Origin of the sequence: Streptomyces rimosus, assembly GCF_008704655.1 — a bacterium.
GTDB classification, from domain to species: domain Bacteria; phylum Actinomycetota; class Actinomycetes; order Streptomycetales; family Streptomycetaceae; genus Streptomyces; species Streptomyces rimosus.
On the sequence record NZ_CP023688.1, the window covers coordinates 950,767 to 972,570 of the forward strand.

Annotated in this window: 21 protein-coding genes and 3 pseudogenes; 14 read left to right on the forward strand and 10 right to left on the reverse strand. The window is 72.9% G+C overall.

Annotation, left to right across the window (positions count from 1 at the left end):
• Positions 1-94: 94 nt before the first annotated feature.
• Complete coding sequence (locus CP984_RS03845; RefSeq protein WP_003980827.1) at positions 95-463, reverse strand: ArsR/SmtB family transcription factor; 369 nt, start codon at positions 461-463, stop codon at positions 95-97.
• Between the two features lie 407 nt (positions 464-870).
• Between CP984_RS03845 and CP984_RS41140 the strand changes: the two genes are divergently transcribed.
• A complete protein-coding gene (locus tag CP984_RS41140; RefSeq protein WP_050504595.1) occupies positions 871-1,893 on the forward strand; it encodes a hypothetical protein in 1,023 nt (340 codons plus the stop codon).
• Positions 1,894-1,949: 56 nt separating this feature from the next.
• A complete protein-coding gene (locus CP984_RS03855) occupies positions 1,950-2,279 on the forward strand; it encodes a DUF6233 domain-containing protein (RefSeq protein ID WP_003986168.1) in 330 nt (109 codons plus the stop codon).
• A gap of 78 nt (positions 2,280-2,357) precedes the next feature.
• Here the strand turns inward: CP984_RS03855 and CP984_RS03860 are convergent, their stop codons facing one another.
• Entirely contained in the window at positions 2,358-3,734 is a 1,377-nt protein-coding gene (locus CP984_RS03860) for a cytochrome P450 (protein WP_003986169.1), read from the reverse strand.
• Between the two features lie 306 nt (positions 3,735-4,040).
• On the opposite strand from CP984_RS03860, the gene CP984_RS03865 reads away from it, so the two are divergent.
• The 4 genes from CP984_RS03865 to ctaF all read left to right on the forward strand — a co-directional run bounded on the left by CP984_RS03865 (position 4,041) and on the right by ctaF (position 7,235).
• The gene (locus tag CP984_RS03865) at positions 4,041-4,421 is read left to right on the forward strand and encodes a hypothetical protein (protein ID WP_129821016.1); all 381 of its coding nucleotides are present in this window, start codon (positions 4,041-4,043) and stop codon (positions 4,419-4,421) included.
• 138 nt (positions 4,422-4,559) lie between these two features.
• Positions 4,560-4,889 (forward strand): hypothetical protein, encoded by a 330-nt coding sequence (locus CP984_RS03870; protein ID WP_003986170.1) that lies wholly within the window; start codon positions 4,560-4,562, stop codon positions 4,887-4,889.
• 253 nt (positions 4,890-5,142) lie between these two features.
• Positions 5,143-6,852 (forward strand): aa3-type cytochrome oxidase subunit I, encoded by a 1,710-nt coding sequence (gene ctaD, locus CP984_RS03875; protein ID WP_003986171.1) that lies wholly within the window; start codon positions 5,143-5,145, stop codon positions 6,850-6,852.
• On the forward strand, positions 6,849-7,235 hold the full coding sequence (gene ctaF, locus CP984_RS03880) for an aa3-type cytochrome oxidase subunit IV (RefSeq protein ID WP_003986172.1): 387 nt from the start codon (positions 6,849-6,851) through the stop codon (positions 7,233-7,235). Before ctaD ends, ctaF begins: the two co-directional genes overlap by 4 nt.
• 5 nt (positions 7,236-7,240) lie before the next feature.
• Here the strand turns inward: ctaF and qcrB are convergent, their stop codons facing one another.
• From qcrB to CP984_RS03900, 4 genes are all read right to left on the reverse strand, one after another.
• Positions 7,241-8,878, reverse strand: a complete 1,638-nt coding sequence (gene qcrB, locus CP984_RS03885) for a cytochrome bc1 complex cytochrome b subunit (protein WP_003986173.1) — start codon at positions 8,876-8,878, stop codon at positions 7,241-7,243.
• A 9-nt stretch (positions 8,879-8,887) separates the two neighbouring features.
• Entirely contained in the window at positions 8,888-9,262 is a 375-nt protein-coding gene (locus CP984_RS03890; RefSeq protein WP_003986174.1) for a DUF6479 family protein, read from the reverse strand.
• 179 nt (positions 9,263-9,441) lie between these two features.
• A complete protein-coding gene (locus CP984_RS03895) occupies positions 9,442-9,924 on the reverse strand; it encodes a VOC family protein (RefSeq protein ID WP_003986175.1) in 483 nt (160 codons plus the stop codon).
• Between the two features lie 189 nt (positions 9,925-10,113).
• Positions 10,114-10,530: a CBS domain-containing protein gene (locus tag CP984_RS03900; RefSeq protein WP_003986176.1), complete on the reverse strand. Its 417-nt coding sequence runs from the start codon at positions 10,528-10,530 to the stop codon at positions 10,114-10,116.
• Between the two features lie 306 nt (positions 10,531-10,836).
• On the opposite strand from CP984_RS03900, the pseudogene CP984_RS03905 reads away from it, so the two are divergent.
• A pseudogene (locus tag CP984_RS03905) lies at positions 10,837-11,595 on the forward strand (GMC oxidoreductase); the annotation flags it as partial.
• On the opposite strand, the gene CP984_RS03910 reads toward CP984_RS03905, so the two are convergent.
• Entirely contained in the window at positions 11,537-12,478 is a 942-nt protein-coding gene (locus CP984_RS03910) for an EamA family transporter (protein ID WP_003986178.1), read from the reverse strand. The pseudogene CP984_RS03905 and the gene CP984_RS03910 overlap by 59 nt on opposite strands.
• On the reverse strand, positions 12,475-13,257 hold the full coding sequence (locus CP984_RS03915; RefSeq protein WP_003986179.1) for a nitroreductase family protein: 783 nt from the start codon (positions 13,255-13,257) through the stop codon (positions 12,475-12,477). The genes CP984_RS03910 and CP984_RS03915 overlap by 4 nt, the downstream gene beginning before the upstream one ends.
• 75 nt (positions 13,258-13,332) lie before the next feature.
• Here CP984_RS03915 and CP984_RS03920 point away from each other — a divergent pair, with 75 nt between their 5' ends.
• Positions 13,333-13,836, forward strand: a complete 504-nt coding sequence (locus tag CP984_RS03920) for a MarR family winged helix-turn-helix transcriptional regulator (protein WP_003986180.1) — start codon at positions 13,333-13,335, stop codon at positions 13,834-13,836.
• 90 nt (positions 13,837-13,926) lie between these two features.
• Here the strand turns inward: CP984_RS03920 and CP984_RS03925 are convergent, their stop codons facing one another.
• Positions 13,927-14,283: an ArsR/SmtB family transcription factor gene (locus CP984_RS03925; RefSeq protein WP_003986181.1), complete on the reverse strand. Its 357-nt coding sequence runs from the start codon at positions 14,281-14,283 to the stop codon at positions 13,927-13,929.
• A gap of 26 nt (positions 14,284-14,309) precedes the next feature.
• The gene (locus tag CP984_RS03930) at positions 14,310-15,677 is read right to left on the reverse strand and encodes an MFS transporter (RefSeq protein ID WP_030182036.1); all 1,368 of its coding nucleotides are present in this window, start codon (positions 15,675-15,677) and stop codon (positions 14,310-14,312) included.
• Positions 15,678-16,326: 649 nt separating this feature from the next.
• On the opposite strand from CP984_RS03930, the pseudogene CP984_RS42955 reads away from it, so the two are divergent.
• The 6 genes and pseudogenes from CP984_RS42955 to CP984_RS03960 form a co-directional block, all read left to right on the forward strand.
• Positions 16,327-16,518: pseudogene (locus CP984_RS42955) on the forward strand (phospho-2-dehydro-3-deoxyheptonate aldolase); the annotation flags it as partial.
• Between the two features lie 121 nt (positions 16,519-16,639).
• Positions 16,640-17,308: pseudogene (locus CP984_RS41145) on the forward strand (FAD-dependent monooxygenase); the annotation flags it as partial.
• Between the two features lie 101 nt (positions 17,309-17,409).
• Positions 17,410-17,907: a DUF2975 domain-containing protein gene (locus tag CP984_RS03945; protein WP_030182032.1), complete on the forward strand. Its 498-nt coding sequence runs from the start codon at positions 17,410-17,412 to the stop codon at positions 17,905-17,907.
• Entirely contained in the window at positions 17,907-18,131 is a 225-nt protein-coding gene (locus CP984_RS03950; protein WP_003984612.1) for a helix-turn-helix domain-containing protein, read from the forward strand. Before CP984_RS03945 ends, CP984_RS03950 begins: the two co-directional genes overlap by 1 nt.
• A gap of 147 nt (positions 18,132-18,278) precedes the next feature.
• On the forward strand, positions 18,279-20,288 hold the full coding sequence (locus CP984_RS03955) for a hypothetical protein (RefSeq protein ID WP_050504594.1): 2,010 nt from the start codon (positions 18,279-18,281) through the stop codon (positions 20,286-20,288).
• Positions 20,289-20,295: 7 nt separating this feature from the next.
• A complete protein-coding gene (locus CP984_RS03960; RefSeq protein WP_003984610.1) occupies positions 20,296-21,804 on the forward strand; it encodes an ABC transporter substrate-binding protein in 1,509 nt (502 codons plus the stop codon).

Here is a 21,804-nt window from a genome sequence, read left to right on the forward strand (position 1 = left end):
GGCGACCGTACGAACCGGGGCGCGGGAGATAGGACCGTACGAACCGGGGGTGGACGGCGGGCCGGCGGGTGCCGGACGGGGCGGGTGCGGCCGCTCAGCCGGCCAGTCGTGCGTCCTGGAGTTCCGCCGCCTCCAGGACCCGTTCGAGCAGGCCGGGGAAGAGCGCGTCGAGGTCGGCGCGGCGCAGCCCGTTCATCTTGGCCGTACCGCGGTAGATCTGCGTGATGACGCCGTGTTCGCGCAGCACCCGGTAGTGGTGCGTACAGGTGGACTTGCTGACCGGCAGCTCAATGCCGGCGCAGGACAGTTCGCCCTGGGCCTCGGCGAGACAGCGGACGATGCGCAGCCGCATCGGGTCGGCCAGCGCGTGCAGCACGTCTTCGAGGCGGATCGCCGTGACGTCCGGGTGGTCCAGGACACGGGCACCGGGCCGGTCGGCTGAGGGCGGCGTGGTGGTCGGCATGGCGGCTCCTGGAAGTCGGCTCCGGACGGTCGGTGTGCAGCCGGGGATCGGTGTGGGTGGTCGGGCGGGGATCTTTATTGTACGAGGAACGTCGTAATTTGACATCTTCCCAGGACGGAGGCGGTGGACCGGCCCGTGGCCGGACGGATCCGCCGGGGCGGCGGGCTGACGCGCGGTCAGCCGCCGCCGTACGGCTGACATGTACGCGGCCGGGCGGGGCACCCGTGGCGAAGGGGTGAACTGCCCGCCACCGACGGACCCCGGGAGCCGTTCGGGGGAACGAGTGAGCAGCGAACGAGAACGACCGATCACGATCGCCGGACCGCGACGCCGTCGCCGGTTCCCGTCGGAGGCTCGATGACCCACAGGACCCGCCCGCGCAGGACCCGCCCGTGCGGAATTCACCCGTGCAGGACCCGCCCGTGACCGGCGCGTGGTGGCCCCTTCCGCGCCGGGAACGGACCCTGCCGGGAGCCGAACGGCGCCTCTCCCACCGGCAGCCCGCCCGTCAGCAGCCCGCCCGCCGGCGGCTGTCCCGTACGGAGCTTTCTCGTACGGAGCTTTCTCGTACGGAACCCTCCCGCACGCAGCGCCCCCGTACGCACTCCCACCCCCAGCGGCGACCGCCGCACCGCCCGGTACCGCGTCCGCCGGTCCCCGGCCACCCGGCCGCCGCACCGGGCGACCGCGCGGCGCACACCCCCGCACCGGGCCCGGCCGCACGCATCGGGCGGGCTCTCCTCGGTCAGTGGCACCGCGTCGCCGGCCCCACATGGGCCGCCCTGTGCCGTCGCCGCCTGGCCGCCGTACCGCTCACCACGGCCTCCGTACTCCTCGTGATCACCTGCCATGCCCTCGCCCTGACGGACACCGGTTCCCGGCTGGTCTGGGCGCTCGGCGGGGTGCGGGCCGATGTCCCGCTCTGGCTGGTGCCGCTGCGGCTGCCGCTGTCGCTGTTCGCGCCCGCGCCGGGACTGCCCTGGTGGGGCGCCCTCGCCCAGGTGATCGTGATCTTCGGGGTGGCCGAGTGCGTCCTCGGTACGGTGCGCACGGCGACCGTCTCCCTCGTCGTCACGGCGGCGGCGACGCTGTTCGCCCGCTTTGTGCTCACCCTCGGCCCCGGCCATCCGCTGGCGGTCCCCGCGAGCGAGGCGGTCCTGGCCGACACGGGGCCGTCCGCCGCCGTCGTGGGGCTGCTGATCTGCGTCGGCTGGGCCTGCCGGGCTCCTCTGCTGATCTACGGCACGGCGCTGACCTTCTCCCTGGAATGCGTCCTGACCTCCACCCTCTCCAGCCGCGCCCACCTGGGCGGCATCGTCGCCGCCCTTCTGTGCGCCGCGGTCACCTGCCGTACTCCGGTCCGCGCGGCCTCCGCCCCGTCCGCGGCGGCCCCCTCCTCCGCGGCCGCGCCGAGCGGGCGTGACGCCTGACGGCCTGCCCCGGGCCCGTACGGACAGAGGCGCCCCGGAAGGCTAGACTCGAACACGTGAGCGAACTGCCCCCTGACCTGCCGCGTCTCCGCACCCTGGAGACATGGCTGCGCCTGCAGCTCACCGCGGTCCGGGCCCGTATCCAGTTCCTCGAACAGCAGGAGCGGAACCGTCCCGCACCGGTCCGGCCGCCGCGGCCCGACTGGCTGCTGGAGACCGAACGGCTCGGCGGCCGCAGCGGGCGCCCCGTCCGGGTCCATGTGGGCGGGTGCGGCCAAGCGCGCGGCCGGGCGATCAGCCGCGAACAGGCGGTGGACGCCCTCGGGCAGGGCGTGGAGGCGTGTTACGGCTGCCGTCCGGATACGGAGTTGGGAATTCTGGGCTGACGGGCAGGGGGCCGGGCCAGGGGCGGGACCACCGTTCGCGGTCGGCTTCGGCCGTCACGCCGTTACGCCGTTACGCCGTTACGGACGCGAACGAGCGCGCACCGTGGCGATCAGCGGCACGGCCGGCTGAATGACCATGCCCATGCGCGGCGTCGCCTCCTTCGGCGTCACGTCCAGGTGGAAGCGCTGCGCCACGGCGGCGATGAGCAAAGCCGCCTCCATCTGGGCGAACCGGGCGCCGATACAGCCGCGGGAGCCGCCGCCGAACGGGAACCAAGCGTGTTCGGGGATGACGTCGGGAGCGTCGGCGTCCCAGCGTTCAGGGCGGAACACCTGGGGGTCGCGGAACCAGCGCGGGTCCCGGTGGACCGTCCACTGGCTGCACCACACCGTCGTACCGGCGGGAATGGCGCGGCCGCCCAGGACGACGCCCTCCTTGGCCACGGCGGGGACGAGCCAGACCGGCGGATACATCCGCAGGCTCTCCTTGACGATCTGCCGGGTCCAGACCAGCCGTTCGTAGTCCTCCTCGGTGGGTGGGCGGCCGCCCAGGACGCGGTCGACCTCGTCGTCCAGCCGGGCCCGCGCCTCGGGCGACCGGGACAGCAGGTACCAGGTCCACGTCAACGCGGTGGAGGTCGTCTCGTGACCGGCCGCCCAGAGCGTCACCGCCTCGTCCTGGACCTCTTTGGCGGACAGCGGGCGCCCTTCCTCGTCCCGCGCCGCGAGCAGCCGGGTCAGCAGATCGCCGCCCTGGCCGCCGTCCGCACCGGCACCGTCCCCGCCGTCCGCCCCGGCCCGCCGGGCGTCGATCAGCCGCCGCATCTCGGCGTCGATGGTGGCGACGGCGCCGAGATGACGCCGGCGGTAGGGCAGCGGCACCCATGGCGGGAGGATCAGAGGCAGGCCGCGGATCTCGGTGGCGACCGCGCGTTCGGCCGTCGCCATCGCCTCGCCGAGGGCCTGGGTCCGGTCCCCGAGGTCGTTGCCGAACAGCGTACGGAGCACGATGCGCTGAGTGATGAGCGTCATCTCCCGCCGCAGGTCGAAGCGGTCGCCGTCGCGCCAGCCGCCGACCGCCGCGAGGGCGCTGTCGACCATGGTCCGGGCGAAGCGGCGGACCTGGCGCGGGCGGACGGTCGGCTGGACCATGCCGCGCTTGCGGCGCCACTCGGCCCCCGCGGTGAGCAGGACGCTCTCGCCGACGAGCTGGTGCATGGCCCAGCCGATTCGCAGGACGTCGTAGGCGCCGCCCCGGGAGCCGAGGAATTCGGCGATGTGCTGCGGGTGGGAGAGGAACAGGCTGCGCCGCGGGCCGAGGGACCACGTCACGGCGTCGCCGGCGTCCCGCAGCCGGGTCAGGAACGCCAGCGGGTCCTTGCCGAAGGCGGGCAGGTTTCCGAGCCACGGCAGGCCGCGCGGGCCGGGTACGGGGCGGAGCGGGGCAGTCTCCACGGGCACGGTTCCTCCAGCGCGCGAGGCGGGCACACCCGGCGACTCCTCGGCGGCGGAGCCGGCGGGAACCTGCCTGCCGCCGGTCCCTGCCCGAAGCACGGCGCGCGCGGGCCGACGCCTGGATGCTTTCCCCCGGAGGCATGTCACCGACACCCGCTAAGCCACACCTCACCTCCTTCGGAGGACGCGTTCGGTCCTGCGAGTACACCGCATGGAGGCCCCACTCCCAGGAAAACGACTTCGCGGCGGGAAACTCACCCATTCGACGACATGCGCGGACAGTAATCGAATGACTACCCTTTGCGCATGAGCCGTGGGGGACACCGCTTGGACCACAGGGGCCGCCCGACGCGCCGGTCCCCGGTGCGGGCCGTTGTCCTGATGCTGGTCGCCGTGCTGATCTCGCTGTGCGGTGCGGCTCCCGTGGCTTCCGAACCGGCTGGGGGGCAGTCCGAGGTCACCGTCGCGTCGGCCGAACTCGCCGCCGACGACAGCGTTCCCCAGGCGGCCGCTTCCCGGGTGGCCAGGGCGGGGCGTACGGACCGCTGCCCCACGGCGCAGACCCTCGCCCCCTCGCCGCCGCACCGCCCCGGGCGGGTCAACTCCCCCGCCCGCCGGGCCGTTCCGCCGCCGGGCGTACGCAACGACGCCAACGCCCGCGCGCACCACACCGTGTTGCGCTGCTGACCGCACCGCGTTCCCGCCACACTCCGAAGCCGCCGGTCCGTACGGAACCGGCCGGCGCGGCGTCCCCTGACGACGTACACCGGAAAAGGCGCGAACGCTCCCGCACACCGCAGCAGCGACCAGCAGGAGAGGTGCGTCATGCCCATCGATCCCCAACGCGCGCTGGAAGGCTACCTGCGCGCCCTCGCGTACGACTCGGACGACTCGGACGACTCGGACGACTTCCGACCGGCCTCCGGGCCGGGCCGCCCCGCGACCACCGCCGGGGCCGGTTCCGAGCCCGCGGCCGCCCGGGACACGGCTCCCGTTTCCGAAGCAGCCCGGGACGAGTCCGTTCCCGAAGCCTCCCGGGCTCCCGCCACCGTTCCGGAGCAGGCAACACCCGCCGCACCCCCAAGCGGGCTTCTGCACAGGCTGCTCTCCCTGCGCCGTGGCCCGGCGGCAGCCGAGCGGACGCGCCGGGCCTGAGCCGAGTATCCGACCCCGGTACGCCGGTGTCCCTCTGCCGCGCGCTCCCGCACCGGTGTCCCTCCCCCGGGGGCGCCGGTGCGCCCTTCCGGGTGACGGCGGCCCGCGCCGCCCCGTGGTCGCCAGGAATCCCGCCGCGCTGATGCCAGGCTGTGTCGGGCGTCGGTCACGCGCCGGTCCGGCGCACGCGTGCGTCGCGGTACGTGTCGGCGTCCCCGTGCCGGTTCCGGCGCGGGCCGGGCGGAGGTTGCCGGTGGTCCAGGTCGAGCAGTGCACGCGTACGGAGGCCGCCGCGGCGCCCCGCAACACGGTGGGCCGGTCCGTACGCCGCTGGCTGACCACCACCGACCACAAGGTGATCGGGAACCTCTACCTCGTCACCGCGTTCGGCTTCTTCCTGTTCGCGGGCGCGCTGGCGATGCTGATGCGCGCCGAACTGGCCCGGCCCGGTCTGCAGATCGTCAGCGCCGAGCAGTACAACCAGCTGTTCACCATCCACGGCACGATCATGATGCTGCTGTTCGCGACGCCCATGTTCGCCGGGTTCTCGAACGCGGTCATGCCGCTGCAGATCGGCGCCCCCGATGTGGCCTTCCCCCGGCTGAACGCCCTGACGTACTGGCTGTTCCTGTTCGGCGGTCTGATCGTGGTGTCGGGGTTCCTCACCCCGCAGGGCGCCGCGTCGTTCGGCTGGTTCGCCTACGCGCCGCTCAACAGCGCGCTGCGCACGCCGGGTGCGGGCGGCGATCTGTGGACCATGGGACTCGTCGTGTCGGGCCTGAGCACCACCCTGGGCGCGGTCAATTTCATCGCCACCATCATGTGCCTGCGCGCCCCGGGCATGACCATGTTCCGGATGCCGATCTTCACCTGGAACGTGCTGTTCACCTCGATCCTGGCGCTGCTGGCGTTCCCGGTGCTGACCGCCGCGCTGCTCGCCCTGGAGGCGGACCGCACCTTCGGCGCGCACATCTACGACCCGGCGAACGGCGGGGCGGTCCTGTGGCAGCACCTGTTCTGGTTCTTCGGGCATCCGGAGGTCTATATCGTCGCCCTGCCGTTCTTCGGCGTGATCACGGAGATCGTCCCGGTGTTCAGCCGCAAGCCGGTGTTCGGGTACATCGGCATGGTGGGCGCGACCATCGCCATCACCATGCTCTCGGCGACCGTATGGGCGCACCACATGTTCGCCACGGGCGCGGTGCTGCTGCCGTTCTTCTCCCTGATGTCCTTTCTGATCGCGGCGCCCACGGGAGTGAAGTTCTTCAACTGGATCGGCACGATGTGGCGCGGCAGCGTGTCCTTCGAGACGCCGATGCTGTGGGCGGGCGGATTCCTGGTGACCTTTCTGCTCGGCGGGCTGAGCGGGGTGCTGATCGCGTCGCCGCCGCTGGACTTCCACGTCACCGACTCGTATTTCATCGTCGCGCATCTGCACTACGTCCTCTTCGGCACGGTGGTCTTCGCGATGTTCGGCGGTTTCTACTTCTGGTGGCCGAAGCTGACGGGGCGCCTGCTCGACGAGCGGCTGGGCCGGATGCACTTCTGGTCGCTCTTCATCGGATTCCAGCTGACGTTCCTCGTGCAGCACTGGCTGGGCTCCAGCGGAATGCCCCGGCGCTACGCGGACTATCTGGCGGCCGACGGATTCACCGTACTGAACTCGCTTTCCTCGGTCGGCGCGTTCCTGCTGGGGCTTTCCACGCTGCCTTTTCTTTACAACGTGTGGCGTACGGCGCGCTACGCGCCGAAGGTGGCGGTGGATGATCCGTGGGGTTACGGCCGGTCGCTGGAGTGGGCGACGTCCTGCCCGCCGCCCCGGCACAATTTCCACGCGCTGCCCCGCGTACGGTCCGACTCCCCCGCGTTCGACCTGCACCACCCCGAAGCGCTGCGGCTGCCCGCGCCGCAGCGCGGCAGTGCCGAACCGACGCCCGATCCGCACAGAGAGCGGCACATGTGAAGACCGAGGCAATTCTCTTCGCCGGAGTGGCGGCCTTCTTCTTCGTGGCGGGCCTCGGCTACGCCTTCTGGTCGGAGGAACCGGCCGGTACGGCGGCGCTGGCCGTCTCGTTCCTGATGTCCTCGCTGGTGAGCGGCTTCTGCGCGCTCAATCACCACAAACGGGGAAAGCGGCCGGAGGACCACAAGGAGGCCGAGGTACGCGAGCGGTACGGCAGCCTCGGATTCTTTCCGCCCCGCAGCGCCTATCCCCCGCTGACCGGTCTGGCGGTGGCGCTGACCGCGCTGGGCGTGGTCTTCGGCCTGTGGCTGTTCGTCATCGGGGCCGGTCTGCTGGTGGCGTGCGTCGTCGGCATGGTGCTGGAATCCTCCGGGCACGCGTAGGCGGGTCAGTCGTCCGGGCCACGCTCCGGACCGGCCGTCAGCTCGGCGACGTGGGCCCGCTGCTCGGGAGTTACGGGCAGGTCGACCCGGTCGCGGTAGTACCAGTTGCTCAGCGCCAGGCGCACTCGCTGCCGCCGGGCCAGGCGCGTGCTGCCCTCGGGGGGCCGTAGCGGCTCGGGGACGTCGCGGACGAGCAGCCGGTAGCGGCGGTCCGCCGAGAGGCCGCGCCGCCCCTCGTCGAGCCCGCCGCTCGGGTCCTGTGCCACCTCGCCCGTCTCCTCCCCCTTCAGCAGCGCGTCGCGGTCCTCGCTCTGCAGGGCGAGGCAGAGCCGTTTGGTGAGCAGGAACGCGAGTACCGGCCCGGCCACCAGGGCGACGCGGAAGAACCAGGTCAGGGCGTTCACCGAGACGCCGAAACCGAAAGCGGTCACATCGTTGCCGCCGGCGGCGAGGAGCACGGCGTAGAAGACGATTCCCGCGGCGCCCAGTCCCGTACGGGTGGGCCGGTTCCGCGGCCGGTCGCACAGGTGGTGTTCGGTGCCGTCCCGTGTCACCCACTTCTCGCAGAACGGATAGAGGTACAGGACGAGGAAGAACAGTCCGGGCAGGATCACCGCCGGAATGAGGACGCTCCACAGGACGGTGTGACCCCACAGGTTGGTTTCCCACGGGGGCATGAGGCGCAGGGCGCCTTCCAGGAATCCGACGTACCAGTCGGGCTGGGCGCCGGTGGCGACCTGGTCCGACCGGTACGGTCCGTATTCCCATACGGGATTGACCTGGGCCAGTGCGCCGAACAGCGTCAGCACACCGCCGGTCATGAAGAACAGGCCGGCGGATTTCGCGGTGAAGTGCGGGTACATCGGCCGGCCGACGACATTGCGGTTGGTGCTGCCGCGCCGGCTCCACTGGGTGTGCTTGAGGTACACCACGAGGATCAGATGCACGGTGATCAGCGCGACCATGATTCCCGGAACGAGCAGGATGTGCAGCCCGTACAGGCGGTTGATGAGGTCCGTGCCGGGAAATTCACCGCCCCACAGGAAGAAGCTCAGGTAGGTGCCGGCGACCGGGATGGACATCACGATGGTGTTCGCGGTGCGCAGACCCGTCCCGGACAGTGAGTCGTCGGGCAGCGAATAACCGGCGAAGCCCTCCAGCATCGCCAGCATGAAGAGCGTCACCCCGATGATCCAGTTGACTTCCCGCGGCTTGCGGAACGCGCCGGTGAAGAAGATACGGAGCAGATGGACGCAGAGGGCGGCAACGAAGATCAGGGCCGCCCAGTGGTGGATCTGCCGGATCAGCAGCCCGCCCCGGATGTCGAAGCTGATGTGCAGGGCCGAGGCGTAGGCGTGGGACATCGGCAGGCCGGACAGCGGGGTGTGCCGTCCGTGGTAGACGGTCTGCGCGGTCACCGGGTCGAAGAACAGGGTCAGATACGTGCCGGTGAGGACGAGCACGAGGAAGGCGTAGAGCGCGAGTTCGCCGAGCAGGAACGACCAGTGGTCGGGGAATGCCTTGCGCAGCAGCGCCCTGGCTCCTTCGGCCATCGGCAGCCGCCGGTCCAGCGCCTCGAATCCGGTACGCGCCGGTTGCCCGGCCCGGGCCTTTGCCCGTGCCGCCCGTCTGCGGAAGACCATCGGCGGACCTCAGCCGTTGCCGAACGAGCCGCTTTTCCCCTCGTCCCACGGCGGGGGTTCGCCGGAGTCCCCCGGGCGGGTCCCGTACTCGCCCATGTCCCGCACGCCGGGCGGCGTCCCCTCGTGGCTCTCCCGGGACACCCCGTCGGTCGCCCGCGCCGAGGTGGCCTTGCGGGCAGCCCTGCCGCGGGGCCGGGCGTGGGCGCGCGGTGGGCGGTCCTGCCTGCGCGCGCGGCGCCGGTAGCCGTACACCACGGCACCGATCAGCAGGAAGACGATGGCGATGCCCGCGATGAGGGGGCCGATGCCGATGGCGAGGTGGGAGGCGGCGGTCGGCGGTTCGACCGGCCGGGGCGCGGCCGTCAGGGGCGCAGCGAGGAACATGGGTGCTGACTACCCGATGTGTCCGGTTCGTCATCACCGGGGCCGCCAATCGGGTGGGTGACCGGGACCGGAGCGTACGGCGGGGCATGGGCGCGTCGCTCGGTCCGCCCATGCCCCGGCCGTACGGGCCCTGCCGTGCGGGCCTTTTCGGAGGAACGCCCGCAAGGCCCGCCGAGGTCCTATTCCTCCCCGGCGTGCGCCCTGCGGATGGCGGCGAGGTCGATCTTCTTCATGCGGAACATCGCCTCGGTGGCCCGCTTGGCCTTCGCCGGGTCGGAGTCGCCGACCAGGCCGAGGAGTTCGGCGGGGAACACCTGCCAGGACACGCCGTACCTGTCCTTCAGCCAGCCGCAGGGCCCTTCCTCACCGCCGTCGGTGAGCCGCTCCCAGTAGTAGTCCACTTCCTCCTGGTCGGCACAGCGGACCTGGAACGACACGGCTTCGTTGAACTTGAACTCAGGTCCGCCGTTGAGCCCCATGAACTTCTGGCCGTTGAGGACGAACTCGACCGCCATCACCTCACCGGGCGTCCCGGGACCCGCCTCGTTGTAGCGGGCGATGTCACCGAGCTGGGAGTTCTTGAAGATGGAGAGGTAGTGGTGCGCCGCCTCTTCGGCCTGGCCGTCGAACCACAGGCAGGTCGTGAAACCGTCGATGGTCATGGTGTGCCTCCCGTCGTCTGGGCCCGTGTATACCCGTACGGCGGGGGCCGCGCCATAACCGGACCGGTGTTCGAACCGGACTTCACGGTGATTTACGGAGGTGCGCTCGCGCCGCGTACACCATCGTGCCTACGGTCCGGCGCGGCCGCACTTCCGTGGCCCGGGGAACGCCCGGTGCGGGCGGCGCCCTCAGTCGGTCGAGAGCGCTTCGAGGAGGTCCCCGGCCTTGGCGTCGGGCAGCGAGCGGGCCACGTCGGCCAGCGCGACCATGCCGACGAGGCGGTGCCCGTCGATCACCGGCAGGCGCCGGACCTTGTGCTGCGTCATGGTCGCGAGGATCTCCTCGGTACCGTCGTCGGCCCCGATGGTGACCGCCTCGCCCTGCGCCAGCTCGCCGGCCTTGGTCTGCGCGGGGTCCTTGCCCCGGCCCAGGACCTTGACCACGATGTCGCGGTCGGTCAGGACGCCCTTGAGCTTGTCGTCCGTACCGCAGATGGGCACCGCGCCGACACCGAGGTCGGTGAGCTTGCGGGCCGCGTCGAGGACGCTGTCCTCGGCACCGACGCACTCGGCTCCGGGGGTCATGATCTCGCGTGCAGTGGGCATGGGTTCCACCTTTCTCCGTGCGATGTACAGGGGACGTACTGGTCGGCCGACCACAGCCGGAAGCCACCGGCGGGCGCCGCGGAGGCCCGTGCTCCGGTCGTCGGCACACGGGTTCCCTGCTGTTCCGGGCCCTAACGTCCGGTCCACCGGATTGCGCCGGATGCCGCCGGGGCGGCCTCGGCCCGCTCCGGATGCGGCCACGGCGGACCGTTGCTCTCCTGAGAGAGTCGGCGGCGCGGCTTCGCGCGGTCGCCGTCGGGCCGGGAGGACGGAGCATGGCCGAGGCGACGGGACGGGGCGCCCCTCGGCGACCGCCCGGAGGAGGCCGTCTGCGACCCGTACGGCGAGGTGTACGGGCATCCCCGTCTGTACGTGGCGGACGCGGCCGCGCTGCCCGGCCCGGTCGGCGTCAATCCGTCGCTGACGATCGCGGCGCCGGCGGACCGGATGTGCACCCGCCTGCTGGAGAACCGGCCGCCCCGGCGGGCGCACCGGCCGGCTCCGGCGCCCGCCACGGCCCTGACGTTCGCCGAGGTCATGCGCGGGGCGCTGGCGGACGGCCCGGCGCTGACGCTGCGTCTGACCATCACCGTCGACGACGTGGACGCCTTCATCGACGCGCCGGACCACCGGGCCGCCGCGCACGGGACGGTGGACTGCGAGCCGCTGGGCGGACAACTGCCCCTACGGGACGGGTGGTTCAGCCTGTTCGTGCCGATCGGGCTGCCGGGGCGCCGCCGCATGCTCTACCGCCTCCTCCTGGACGGGCCGCAGGGCCGGCCGCTGACCCTCACCGGCCGCAAGGAGGTGGGCGACGACCCGGGCCCCGACCTGTGGGCGGACACCACCACGCCGGCGGTCGAGATCCACCGGGGGCGCTACGAACCGAACGAGGAGCCGGGGCCGGCGTCCCTCCGCACCGGCGTGGTGCGCGTGGGACGCCTGGACTTCGTGCGGCAGCTCACCACCATGCGCGCGACGGGAGCCGCGCCACTCAACGGGCTGATCAGGTTCGGGCGGTTTTTCGCCGGGGAGCTGTGGGACGCGTACGGGCCGGGGCGGTAGGCCCTTCCGGGGGCGGCGCGCCACGGCTTCCCGCGTACTGCACCAGCACGACCGATGCCACCACAGCCAGCGCGCCGATGAGCTGAAGGGGCGACAGGGCCTGGTCCAGGACGAGGTAGCCGAGGACCGTGGCGGTCAGCGGAGAGGCGAAGCCGAGGAACGAGACGGTGAGGGCGGGCAGCCGCTCCACACCGCGGAACCACACCGCGTAGGCGAACAGCGCCCCGATGAGCCCGAGATATGCGAACCCCAGGACGTTTTCCCCGGTGACGGTCGTGGGCAGACCCTCGCCGAGCAGGGTGACCGGCGCGAGGACGAGGCCGCCGACCGTCAGCTGCCAGCCGGTGAAGGTCAGCAGCCCGGTGTCCGCCGGGCGCCCCCAGCGCTTGGTGAGCACGATGCCGCCCGCCATGCTCACCGCGCCCAGCAGCCCCGCGCCGACACCGATCGCGTCCAGCCCGGCGTGCGGCTGGAGGACCAGCAGGCCCACGCCGGACACGCCCAGTACGCAGGCGACCAGGTGGGCCGGGGCCACTCGCGTCTTCAGCACCAGCGCCGAGAGGGCCAGCACCACCATCGGCTGGACGGCCATCACCAGGGCCGCGACTCCGCCGGGCAGGTGGTACGCGGCGACGAACAGCAGGAAGAAGAAGGCGCCGATGTTCAGCACGCCGAGGACCAGGGCGCGCCACCACCACACGCCGCGCGGCAGGGTCCGGCCGAGCGCCAGCAGGATCAGCCCGGCGGGCAGGGCCCGGACCGTCGAGGCGAGCAGCGGCCGGTCCGGGGGCAGGAGTTCGGTGGTGACCAGATAGGTGGAGCCCCATACGGAGGGGGCGAGGACGGTCAGGAGGGAGTCGAGGACGACCCGGTCGCGTTTCATCGGGACGGGGCCGTCTCGACGGTTCCGGACGCGTGACCCGCACGGTCCGGAAGACCGCCGGGCGGGGACGGATAGGCGCGTCCGTACCGGCCGTCGAAGGCGTGGCGTGCGAGGGGCCTGCGGCCGGGGTGCCGGCGCTCCTCGGCGGCCCTGCCGACCGGGAGCAGCAGCGCGATGTGCAGGTCGTCGCGGTCCTCGATGCCGATGACCTTCTTGACCTCGGCCTCGTCCCAGCCGTTCATCGGCGAACTGGCCAGCCCCATGGAGGCGGCGGCGAGCATCGCGTACGTGGCCGCGATGACCGCGTCCTTGACCGCGTACTCGCGCAGCAGGCCCCGCGCCTCCAGGTCCTTGTGGAAGTCCAGACTCGCCTGCGAGAACCCGGCGGCGAACTGCTCGTTCCAGGCACCGTTGTCGCGCGCCCGCTCGTAGATGTCGCCCAAGTCCTCGCGCCAGGCCCGGCTCGCGGCCACGAAGACCAGCGTCACCGGCGCCTCTCCCGGGTGCGGCTGGCCGCCGGTGGCCCGGACGAGGCCGTCGCGGCCCTCCTGGTCGGCGACGACCACGACGGAACGGGCCTGCACGTTCCAGCTGGAGGGAGCCTCCAGCGTCAGGGAGAGCAGCTCGGTCAGCTGCTCGGGCGGCAGGGGGTCGGGCAGGTAGTGGCGGATGCTGCGGCGCGTCCGTACGGCCTCCGGCACGGAGAGCGGGGCGGAAGGGGAAGCGGAACGGGAAAAGGAAGCGGATTCGGGCTCTTCGGCCACGGTCTCTTCGATCACCCCAGAAACCTAACCACTAGCTTAGCGCTAAGGCAATAGCTATCTCAGCGCTAAGGCAACCGTTAAGCTGGGCAGATGACCGACCACGTAGATCGCGTCCTGGCGCAGTGGGCCGAACAGGCCCCGGATTTGGACGCGTCCCCCATGGCCGTCGTCGGCCGCGTCAAGCGGCTCGCACACATCATCGAGACGGAACTGCGCGCCGCCTACAAGAGCCACGACCTGGACGCCGCGGCCTTCGACGTCCTCGCCACCCTCCGCCGCAGCCCCCCGCCGCACCGCCTGACCCCGGCCGCGCTGATGCACTCCTCGATGGTCACCTCGGGCGCCATCTCCCAGCGCCTGGATCGCCTGGAGGAACGCGGCCTGATCACCCGCACCCGCCGCACCCACGACGCCCGCAGCTTCGACGTCACCCTGACCGAAGCGGGCCTCGAACTCGTCGACAAGGCCCTGCTCGACAACGTCGCCACCCAGAACCGCCTGCTCGCCGGCCTCACCCGCACCCAGCGCGACCGGATGGCGAAGGATCTGCGGGGGCTGCTGGAGTCATTGGGGGACATCGACCGGATGCGGTGAGGCGGTGCTCATGACGGCACCGGCATCCTTGGCCTTCATGCACGGTATCGGCGGCTCCGCCGGCACTGCAGGATCGCCGGCGGACCGTTCCTAATCGTGCGGCGGCAACTGCCCGATCTTGTGATCGGCGACGTTCAGCGCCTCGGCGACCAGGCGTTTGAGGTGGCCGTGCTGGAGGCGGTAGACGACTCTGCGGCCGTCCTTGCGGGTGGTGACCAGCCCGGCCAGGCGGAGTTTGGCCAGGTGCTGGCTCACCGAGGGGCGGGCGGCGCCGGTTGCGGTGGTCAGGGTGGCCACGTCCGCCTCGCCTTCGGTGAGGTGGTGGAGCAGGGCCAGGCGGGTGCGGTCGGCGAGGAGGGCCAGGATCGCGGCGGCGGTGGCCAGCCGTTCGCTGTCGTCCCGTTGTTGCGGGGTATGTGCAGGTGCGGTGTGCACGCGTGCGCTCATGCGCACATCGTAGGCGTACGGGGCCGTCAGTCGGCGGCGGTTCGCGCGGGCCAGCGGTGGTGGAGGTCGTCGATGACGTAGGCGTGGGCGTGCCGCCAGCCGTCGCCCGTACGGAGCGCGCCGGCCAGATGGGGGTGACCGTGGGTCAGGGCGGTGTGGACATGGGTGAGGCGGTCGGGGTCCGGGGCGGGCCACAGGCGCCGGGCGGCCAGGGCCGCCACCAGGGCCACCGCGCCCAGGGCGAGGGCGGCGGCCGGCAGGCCGGCCCGGGCGCCCAGCCAGCCGGCGAGGGAGTAGGTCAGCAGCCAGCAGCCGTGCGAGAGGGAGAACTGCGCGGCGAAGGCGGTGTTGAGGTCGCCGGGGGCGGCCGAGCGGCGCACCAGGCGGCCGGTGGGGGTCGTGATCAGTGACTCCGTGGCGCCGAAGGCGGCCCAGGTGGCCAGCAGCGCCGGCCAGGCCCAGGCGCCGGGCGCGGCCCGGGTGGCGGCGGCCAGCGCGAGGAGCAGGCCCGCGGAGGTGAAGGCGGCGGGCAGCATCAGCGCGCGGTCGCCGGTGCGGGCGAGGAGGCGGGGCAGCAGGAGGGCGGTGAGGATGGAGCCCGCGCCGTAGGCGCCCAGGGCGAGCGGTACGTCCGAGGTGGCGCGGCCCAGGTGGTCGCGTACGTAGACGATCGTGTTGACCATCACCGTCGCGCCGCCCGCGGCCACCGCCAGGGTCAGCGCCAGCAGGGCGCGCAGGCGCGGGGTGGCGAGGAAGAGCCGGGTTCCCCGGGTGGCGCGGGACAGGAGGCCGGGGCCGTGGCGGGCGGGTGCGGGGGCGCGGGTGACGGCGGGCAGGGCGGCGGACAGGACCAGGGCGGCGGAGCCGAGGAAGCCGGCCGCGGTGCCCGTGAACAGCCAGTTGTAGGTGATCCAGGTGAGCAGCGCGGCGGCCAGCGCCGGGGAGAACAGCATCTCCAGGTCGTACGCGAGGCGGGAGAGGGACAGGGCGCGGGTGTAGTCCTCCTCGGCGGGCAGCACCTGGGGGATCAGGGACTGGAAGGCGGGGGTGAAGGTGGCCGAGGCCACTTGCAGCGCGAAGATCAGGACGTAGACCTGCCAGACCTCGGTGACGAACGGCAGGCCGCACGCCACCGTCGCGCGGACGAGATCGGCGCCCACCAGCACCGGGCGCGGCGGCAGCCGGTGCGCGAGCGCGCTGATGACGGGAGCGAGCCCCACGTACGCCACCATCTTGATCGCCAGTGCCGTCCCCAGCACCGAACCGGCGTCCCGGCCGGCGATGTCGTAGGCGAGCAGGCTCAGGGCCACCGTCGTCAGTCCGGTGCCGACCAGCGCGATCACCTGCGCGGTGAACAGCCGGCGGTAGGTGCGGTGACGGAGCACGGGCAGCATGCGTCCTCCCGAGCGCGAGGCATCCGAGGCGGCTGGAGCGTCTGGGGGTGCGGTCGCATCCACGATAGCCAATGCGTGCGCATACATGCACGCGTTAACGGAAAGCCGCCCGGCGGCCGTCCGGGCGCCGGGAGCTGTTCAATCCGCGGCTGGTACCCGCCGGGCTCGCGGACGCCGGGCTCGCGGACGATGCGCGGTCGAACAGCCGACGGGGCGGTCCGGCGCCGGGGGGCGAACCCGCACCCGTACGGCCGCAGCCGGTCGTCGTCCCGGCACCGCCGCCGCGGCAGCGGCTGCTGGGCTGCCCGCGTCCGCTCACCGAGGAAATCCAGACCACCGGGCCCGCCGCCGAGCCGCACCGCGCGCTGGCCCCGACGGCGGACGGCGAGGCCCTCCTCCTGCGCCTCGGACGCCATGCGACCGGGGCGCTGACGACGGCGGCGGCCGGGCTGGTCCACTACGCGGCTGGTGTGCCCGTCACCCTCGTCACCGGCGGGCATCCACCGCCGGGCGTGCCGCCGCGTGAGGCGCGGCGGATCGCCGAGGAGCACCGCACGTCGGCCAGCTCCCCCGCCTGGCTGGGCGACTTCCCGCAGCTGATGACGTTCCTCGACGCCTGCACGCCCCCCTGGCGGGCCCGGCCCACTGGATGGCCGACGGCGAGCGCGTACCGCGCCCCGGCGCCGTGGCCGGGCTGCGCCCGCGGCCCGGCTGCCATCCCCGCGAGGTCGCCGCGCGCTGTGCGGCGCTCAACCCCGGCCGCGTGCCGGGACGGCTCGTACTGGCCGTACGGCTCGCCCCGGACCGGTTGCCGGCCGAACTGCCCGCGCTGATCGAGGCGGTGGCCTGCACCGGCACGCCGATCACGTGGGTCTGCGCGCCCCGGCCCGGCGCGGACACGGCGACAACCGAGATCGGCACCTTCTTCGACACCCACTACTCGGTGGGCAGCCTCGGCCGTACGGCAGGCCATCGGCGTACGGCTGAACGGGCCGCGTTCCCCGCACGCGTTCCTCGTGCTCGACCTCGCGGACGACCCCGGGCACCCGCTGCCGCAGGAGCGCGCCTACCACTACCTGGATCCACGCACGGCCGGGCGGAACGTGCTGACCGTGCCATTCCGCGGCGGGCTGCGGGGCGATGTGCAGTGCCGGCCCGACGACGATCCCGACGCGCTCGGCGAGGCCGCGGCGGACTGGCTGACCGGACTGCTGCCGGAGGGGCACGCCTGCTCTGTGACTTGGTCCTCGCACTACCGCTTCCAGCAGGTGGTCGCCGACCGGCTCACCGACGCGTACGGCCGGGTGCTGATCGCCGGGGAGGCCGGGCACCTCTTCGCCCCGTTCGGCGCGCGCGGCCTGAACTCGGGCATCGCCGACGCGGCGGCGGCCACGGCCGCGCTGTCCACCGGCGATGTGTCCGAATACGCGCACGCCGGCCACCGGGCCGCGCTCCTCAACCGCCGCGCCGCCGGACGGGCCCTGGCCCACCTCACCGCCCCCACGCCCTGGCACCGCGCCGCCCAGCGGCCGGCCGCCGCCGCTGCGCCCCGTTCGGACCGCGCGGGGCGCCGGCTGGACTCCGCGCCGTACGGCCCGCGCGACGCCGGAATTCCCGGGAGCCGCTACTGAGGAGGGCCCTGTTGAGGAGACACTGCCCCCTTCGGCCCTACCCCTCGACCAAGCCGACCGAATCGATTGATTTTCGATAGAAACCGATCGAGAATCGATGCATGCATCGTTTCCTTATTGCCACACTCCAGGTCGGCATCGGCGTGGCGTTCCTGATCGGCCTCTTCGGCCAGTGCGTGGTCATCCCGGCGACGGCGGCCGACGAGGTGGCCGGGTTCCCGCCGTACGCCCCGTACGCGGTGCCCTACTCGGCGGTGGCGATCGCCGTCGTCGCCTGCGTCCAGGTCGCGCTCGTCGCCCTGTGGATGCTGCTCACCATGGTCGAGCGCGACGCGATCTTCACACAGCGGGCCTTCCGGTGGGTCGATGTCATCATCGGGGCCTCGGCGGTGGCGACACTGCTGGCGCTCGGCGTCACCGGGCACCTCGCCGTGGCCGAGATCCCCTCCCCCGAGGACGGCATGGACGTCGTCGGCGCGCTGGCCGCCACGGGCGCGGTCGCCGTCGTCGGCGCCGCGTTCGCGATGCTCGTCGTCGTCATGCGGGGCCTGCTGCGCAAGGCGACACAGCTGCGGACCGAGATGGCCGAGGTCATCTGATGGCGATCGTCGTCGACCTCGACGTCCAGCTCGCCAGAAGCCGCATGTCGGTCGGCGAGTTCGCGGAGGCCGTCGGCATCACGCCCGCCAACATCGCCGTACTGAAGAACGGCCGCGCGAAGGCGGTGCGTTTCACGACGCTCGACGCGATCTGCCGCACGCTCGGCTGCCAGCCCGGGGACGTGCTGCGCTGGGTGCCGGACGAGGAGGAAGAAGGCGGGTAGGCGGTACGCGGTGCACCTCAATGGCCCCACGCCCCTCCCCCGTACCCCCCGCTCCTGAAACCCTTGCGCGCCCCGGGAATTGCTGCATCCTGGTCCTTCACGACGGTGACCACAGGGGGGACACGGGTGCAGTCCCGACGTGATCTGATGATCCGCACGTTTGTCGGGCAGCGGCTCGTCCGGGCCCGCGGCGGGCACGCCCGGCATCCCGTTCTGCTCCTGCTCGGGCCCCGCGGCAGCGGCAAGACCGCGCTGGCGGGCCACCTGGAGAACTGGGGACGCAGCGCGCCGATGGCCGCCCTGGACCTGGCGGCGCTCGACGACGGCGCGCACCACCCGGTGGACGTCCTGGCCCGCATCGCCTTCCAGCTCAACGCGCGCCGCCCCGACTTCCCGCCACTGGCCCTGCCGTCCTTCGCCGTCCTGCTGATGGCGCTGTCGGCCGAGGCCGACCCGGAGAGCCGGGACGCCGCCCTGGGGCAGATGCGCGAGGCCCTGCGCGCCGGCCGCGCGGAGGACCATTCGCTGGAGGTGCTGCGGGACCTGGTGACGTCGGTCGGCGTGCCGGTGGGGCTGCCCGGCTGGTCGGCGGCGATCGTGCCGCTGATACAGGGCTGGCAGCGGGCCCGGGTGTGGTGGAGGCTGCACCGGCGGCTGGGCCGGGTCCCGCGCGGCGGCTCACGCGCCCAGCTGCCCGCTGACGTGCTCGTCGAACTCAACCAGCACTTCCGGCACGGCACGGCGGCCCAGCGTGAACGGGCCGAGTCGGTGCTGTTGCAGGCGTTCCTCGCCGACCTCCAGGGCGCGTACACGAAGCACGGCGGCGACCGCGCCCGCACACTGCGCTGCCTGGTGCTGCTGGACAACGCCGACAGTGAGCTGGGGGACGCGTTCCTCCAGGCGCTGATCGAGGCGCGGGCCGCCGCTCCCGGACAACCGGACCCGCTGGTGGTCGTGGCGTGCGCGCGCCGTCCACCGGAAGTGCTGCGGCAGTTGGAGCTGGGGCCCCGGCCGCTCGGCGGCTATCTGGAGTGCTGGCAGCCGCCGGAGCGGGAGGACGGGCCGGAGCTGTTCGTGCCGCGGGTGGTGACCCGGCCCGGCGGCGGCGCCCGGCTGGAGGTGGCGCAGCTGCGCCCGCTGGACCGGGCCGAGGTGCAGGAGCAGGCCGGTCCGTATGTGAAGCGGATGCCGCCGGCGGCGCTGGCGGGCCTCACGCATCCGGTGGCGTGGCTCGGCCGTACGGTCCACGAGCTGACGCGGGGCCACCCGGCGGCCACCCGCACCGTGCTGGAGGCGCTGGAGGATTTCGCGCCGGAGGTGCCGTGCGGGCGGCGGCTGCGCATGGTGATGGCGCCGGAAGGTCCCCACTCCGTAGCGGACGCGCTGCTGGACCTGCTGCTCCAGGACGTGCCGCAGGAGCTGCGCGACGCCCTGCCGCGCGCTGCCGCGGCCGTCACCCTCGGGCAGGCAGCGAGCGCCGGTGGCCTCTGGCGGCAGGGCGACGCCCCGCCGCGGCTACTGCGCCGCCTGGCCCACGACGACCAGCACGCCGAGCGGATCACTTTCGACGGCCAGCAGCACAGCGCCCTCCCGGACATCGCCCGCAGGCTCCTGCTCGGCAGGCTGTCGCTGGCTCCGGCGCCGCCGGACGGCATCTCGCCGTGGGACGCGACCCACGCCATCCTGGGCGCCACCGCCGAGTCGGGACGCGTGAGCGCGTACCACCAACTCGCGGGCGGCGACGTCCAGGGCGCCGCGGCCTATCTGCACGACCGGTTCCTCGCCGTGTGCGGGGGTGGCGGCTCGGCACAGGCGTGGTGCGAGGAGCTGTCCTGGATCCAGCGCGCGCCGCGCCGCTGGGAGCCGGAGGCGCAGGGCCGTTCGGCGGGCGCGGAGTTCCAGCACCGGATCGCGCGGGCGCCGGGCCCGCCCGACCTGGTGATGGTCACCCGCCTGCTGGTCGCCGGGTGGATCACCGCCCATCCGGCGACCGACCCGTACGCGGCGCTGTGGTCCGACCCGCTGGGCGATCCGGCGGCCGAACTGCACCCGAAGATTGTCGATGCGCTCCAGACCCTGAGCGGTCGGCTGAGCGACGAGACGGACCACGACGTGCTGTGGCAGCGGGCGGCGGCCTACGAGAGGAAGCCCTGGTGAGCGTGGGATGAGTGACGACGAACACCTCGCGGTCCCGCGGCCGCGGCCCCGCTGGTGGCTGCGGGCCGCCGTCGCCCTGATCACCGCGGTCGCGCTGGCCGTGGGCGGGTACTGGCTCTACGACTCGGTGTTCGTACGGTGTGCCGACGGCGTGCGCGAGCAGGGGCCGCGCGGCGAGTGCGTGGGCGTGACCGACGGCTCGTACGTGTTCGACGCGGCGCTGCGGGACATCTCGGGGCAGATCCTGGCCGAGAACCGGCGGGTGGAGAAGTCCGGCAAGCCCTGGGTGTCGGTGGCCTACCTCCAGCCGATGACACCGGGCCCCGACGACAAAGGGCGCGACATCATCCGGCGGGAGCTGGAGGGCGCGTACCTGGCCCAGCGCGAACTGAACGACCCGCGGCGCGGCGGGCGCGGCGACTCGCCACAGATCAAGCTGCTGCTGGCGAACAGCGGTGCCGGGTCGGAGCAGTGGCGGCCGCTGGTCGACCAGCTCAAGGAGATGAAGGACGGCGACCGGCACCTGGTCGCGGTGGCCGGGCTCGGGCAGAGCCGGCAGACGACCCAGGACGCGATCGACGCCCTGCGGGCCGCCGGGATTCCCATGATGGGCTCGACCGTGACCGCCGACGCCATCAACCGGCCGGGGCAGACCGGGTTCTGGCGGGTGGCGCCGCCCAACGCCGACCAGGCGTCGGCGGTGGTGCGCCATCTGCGGACGCTGCAGGAGCGGGCCGGTCAGCGGCCCTACCGGGTGACGACCATCAAGGACCGCAGCGAGCAGGACACCTACAGCGCGTCCCTGAACCGGGGCTTCGCTGCGGCCGCCGCGCGCCAGGGCCTGAAGCTGACCGACATGGGACTGGCCTACAGTTCGGCCGACCGCGCCACCGCCAACGCCTTCTCCGCGCTCGCCGACCGGGTGTGCACCGATCCGCCGGACGCGGTGTACTTTGCGGGCCGCGGGCGGGCGCTGCGCGGCTTCATCGAGGCGATGGCCGCCGCCGGGCGGCGCTGCCCCACCTCGGTGTACACCGGCGACGACGTGGTGGGCGTCTTCGACGTACCGGAGAGCTACGAGGCGCGCCAGGCGTTCCGGAAGGTCTGGGAGCGCAGCCGGCTGACCGTGCACCACACCGTACTGGCCCATCCCGACCAGTGGCTCACCACCTATCCGGGCGACGGGAACCCGCTGCCGGAGTTCCGCGACGCCTACCGCAAGGACATCCACCGCACGGTCGGCGAACTGTCCGACGGACAGGCCATCATGGGCCACGACGCCCTGCTCACCCTCGGCGTGGCCATCCGCGCCGGTGCCGACCGGCAGGGCAGCGGCCCGGTGACCACCAGCAGCACCCGCCAGATGCTGTTCCTGATCGGCGGCAGCAAGCCGGTGTACGGGGTCAGCGGGCCGATCCGGTTCGACGAGCAGGGCGACCCGGAGGGCAAGCCGCTGGCGCTGGTCGAGCTGAAGCCGAATGGCTCGTACACCTTCCGGCAGGTGGTGTGGCCGTGA

Bases quoted from the DNA above. Each gene is read 5' to 3' on its own strand.
- CP984_RS03870 (WP_003986170.1), top strand. From the start codon at position 4,560: ATGCCCATCGATCCCCAACGCGCGCTGGAAGGCTACCTGCGCGCCCTC.
- CP984_RS03955 (WP_050504594.1), top strand. From the start codon at position 18,279: ATGATCCGCACGTTTGTCGGGCAGCGGCTCGTCCGGGCCCGCGGCGGG.
- CP984_RS03900 (WP_003986176.1), bottom strand. From the start codon at position 10,530: ATGCCCACTGCACGCGAGATCATGACCCCCGGAGCCGAGTGCGTCGGT.
- CP984_RS03865 (WP_129821016.1), top strand. From the start codon at position 4,041: ATGAGCCGTGGGGGACACCGCTTGGACCACAGGGGCCGCCCGACGCGC.
- CP984_RS03845 (WP_003980827.1), bottom strand. From the start codon at position 463: ATGCCGACCACCACGCCGCCCTCAGCCGACCGGCCCGGTGCCCGTGTC.
- CP984_RS03890 (WP_003986174.1), bottom strand. From the start codon at position 9,262: ATGTTCCTCGCTGCGCCCCTGACGGCCGCGCCCCGGCCGGTCGAACCG.
- CP984_RS03910 (WP_003986178.1), bottom strand. From the start codon at position 12,478: ATGAAACGCGACCGGGTCGTCCTCGACTCCCTCCTGACCGTCCTCGCC.
- CP984_RS03925 (WP_003986181.1), bottom strand. From the start codon at position 14,283: ATGAGCGCACGCGTGCACACCGCACCTGCACATACCCCGCAACAACGG.
- CP984_RS03920 (WP_003986180.1), top strand. From the start codon at position 13,333: ATGACCGACCACGTAGATCGCGTCCTGGCGCAGTGGGCCGAACAGGCC.
- qcrB (WP_003986173.1), bottom strand. From the start codon at position 8,878: ATGGTCTTCCGCAGACGGGCGGCACGGGCAAAGGCCCGGGCCGGGCAA.
- CP984_RS03945 (WP_030182032.1), top strand. From the start codon at position 17,410: ATGCATCGTTTCCTTATTGCCACACTCCAGGTCGGCATCGGCGTGGCG.
- CP984_RS03960 (WP_003984610.1), top strand. From the start codon at position 20,296: ATGAGTGACGACGAACACCTCGCGGTCCCGCGGCCGCGGCCCCGCTGG.
- CP984_RS03950 (WP_003984612.1), top strand. From the start codon at position 17,907: ATGGCGATCGTCGTCGACCTCGACGTCCAGCTCGCCAGAAGCCGCATG.
- CP984_RS03895 (WP_003986175.1), bottom strand. From the start codon at position 9,924: ATGACCATCGACGGTTTCACGACCTGCCTGTGGTTCGACGGCCAGGCC.
- CP984_RS03930 (WP_030182036.1), bottom strand. From the start codon at position 15,677: ATGCTGCCCGTGCTCCGTCACCGCACCTACCGCCGGCTGTTCACCGCG.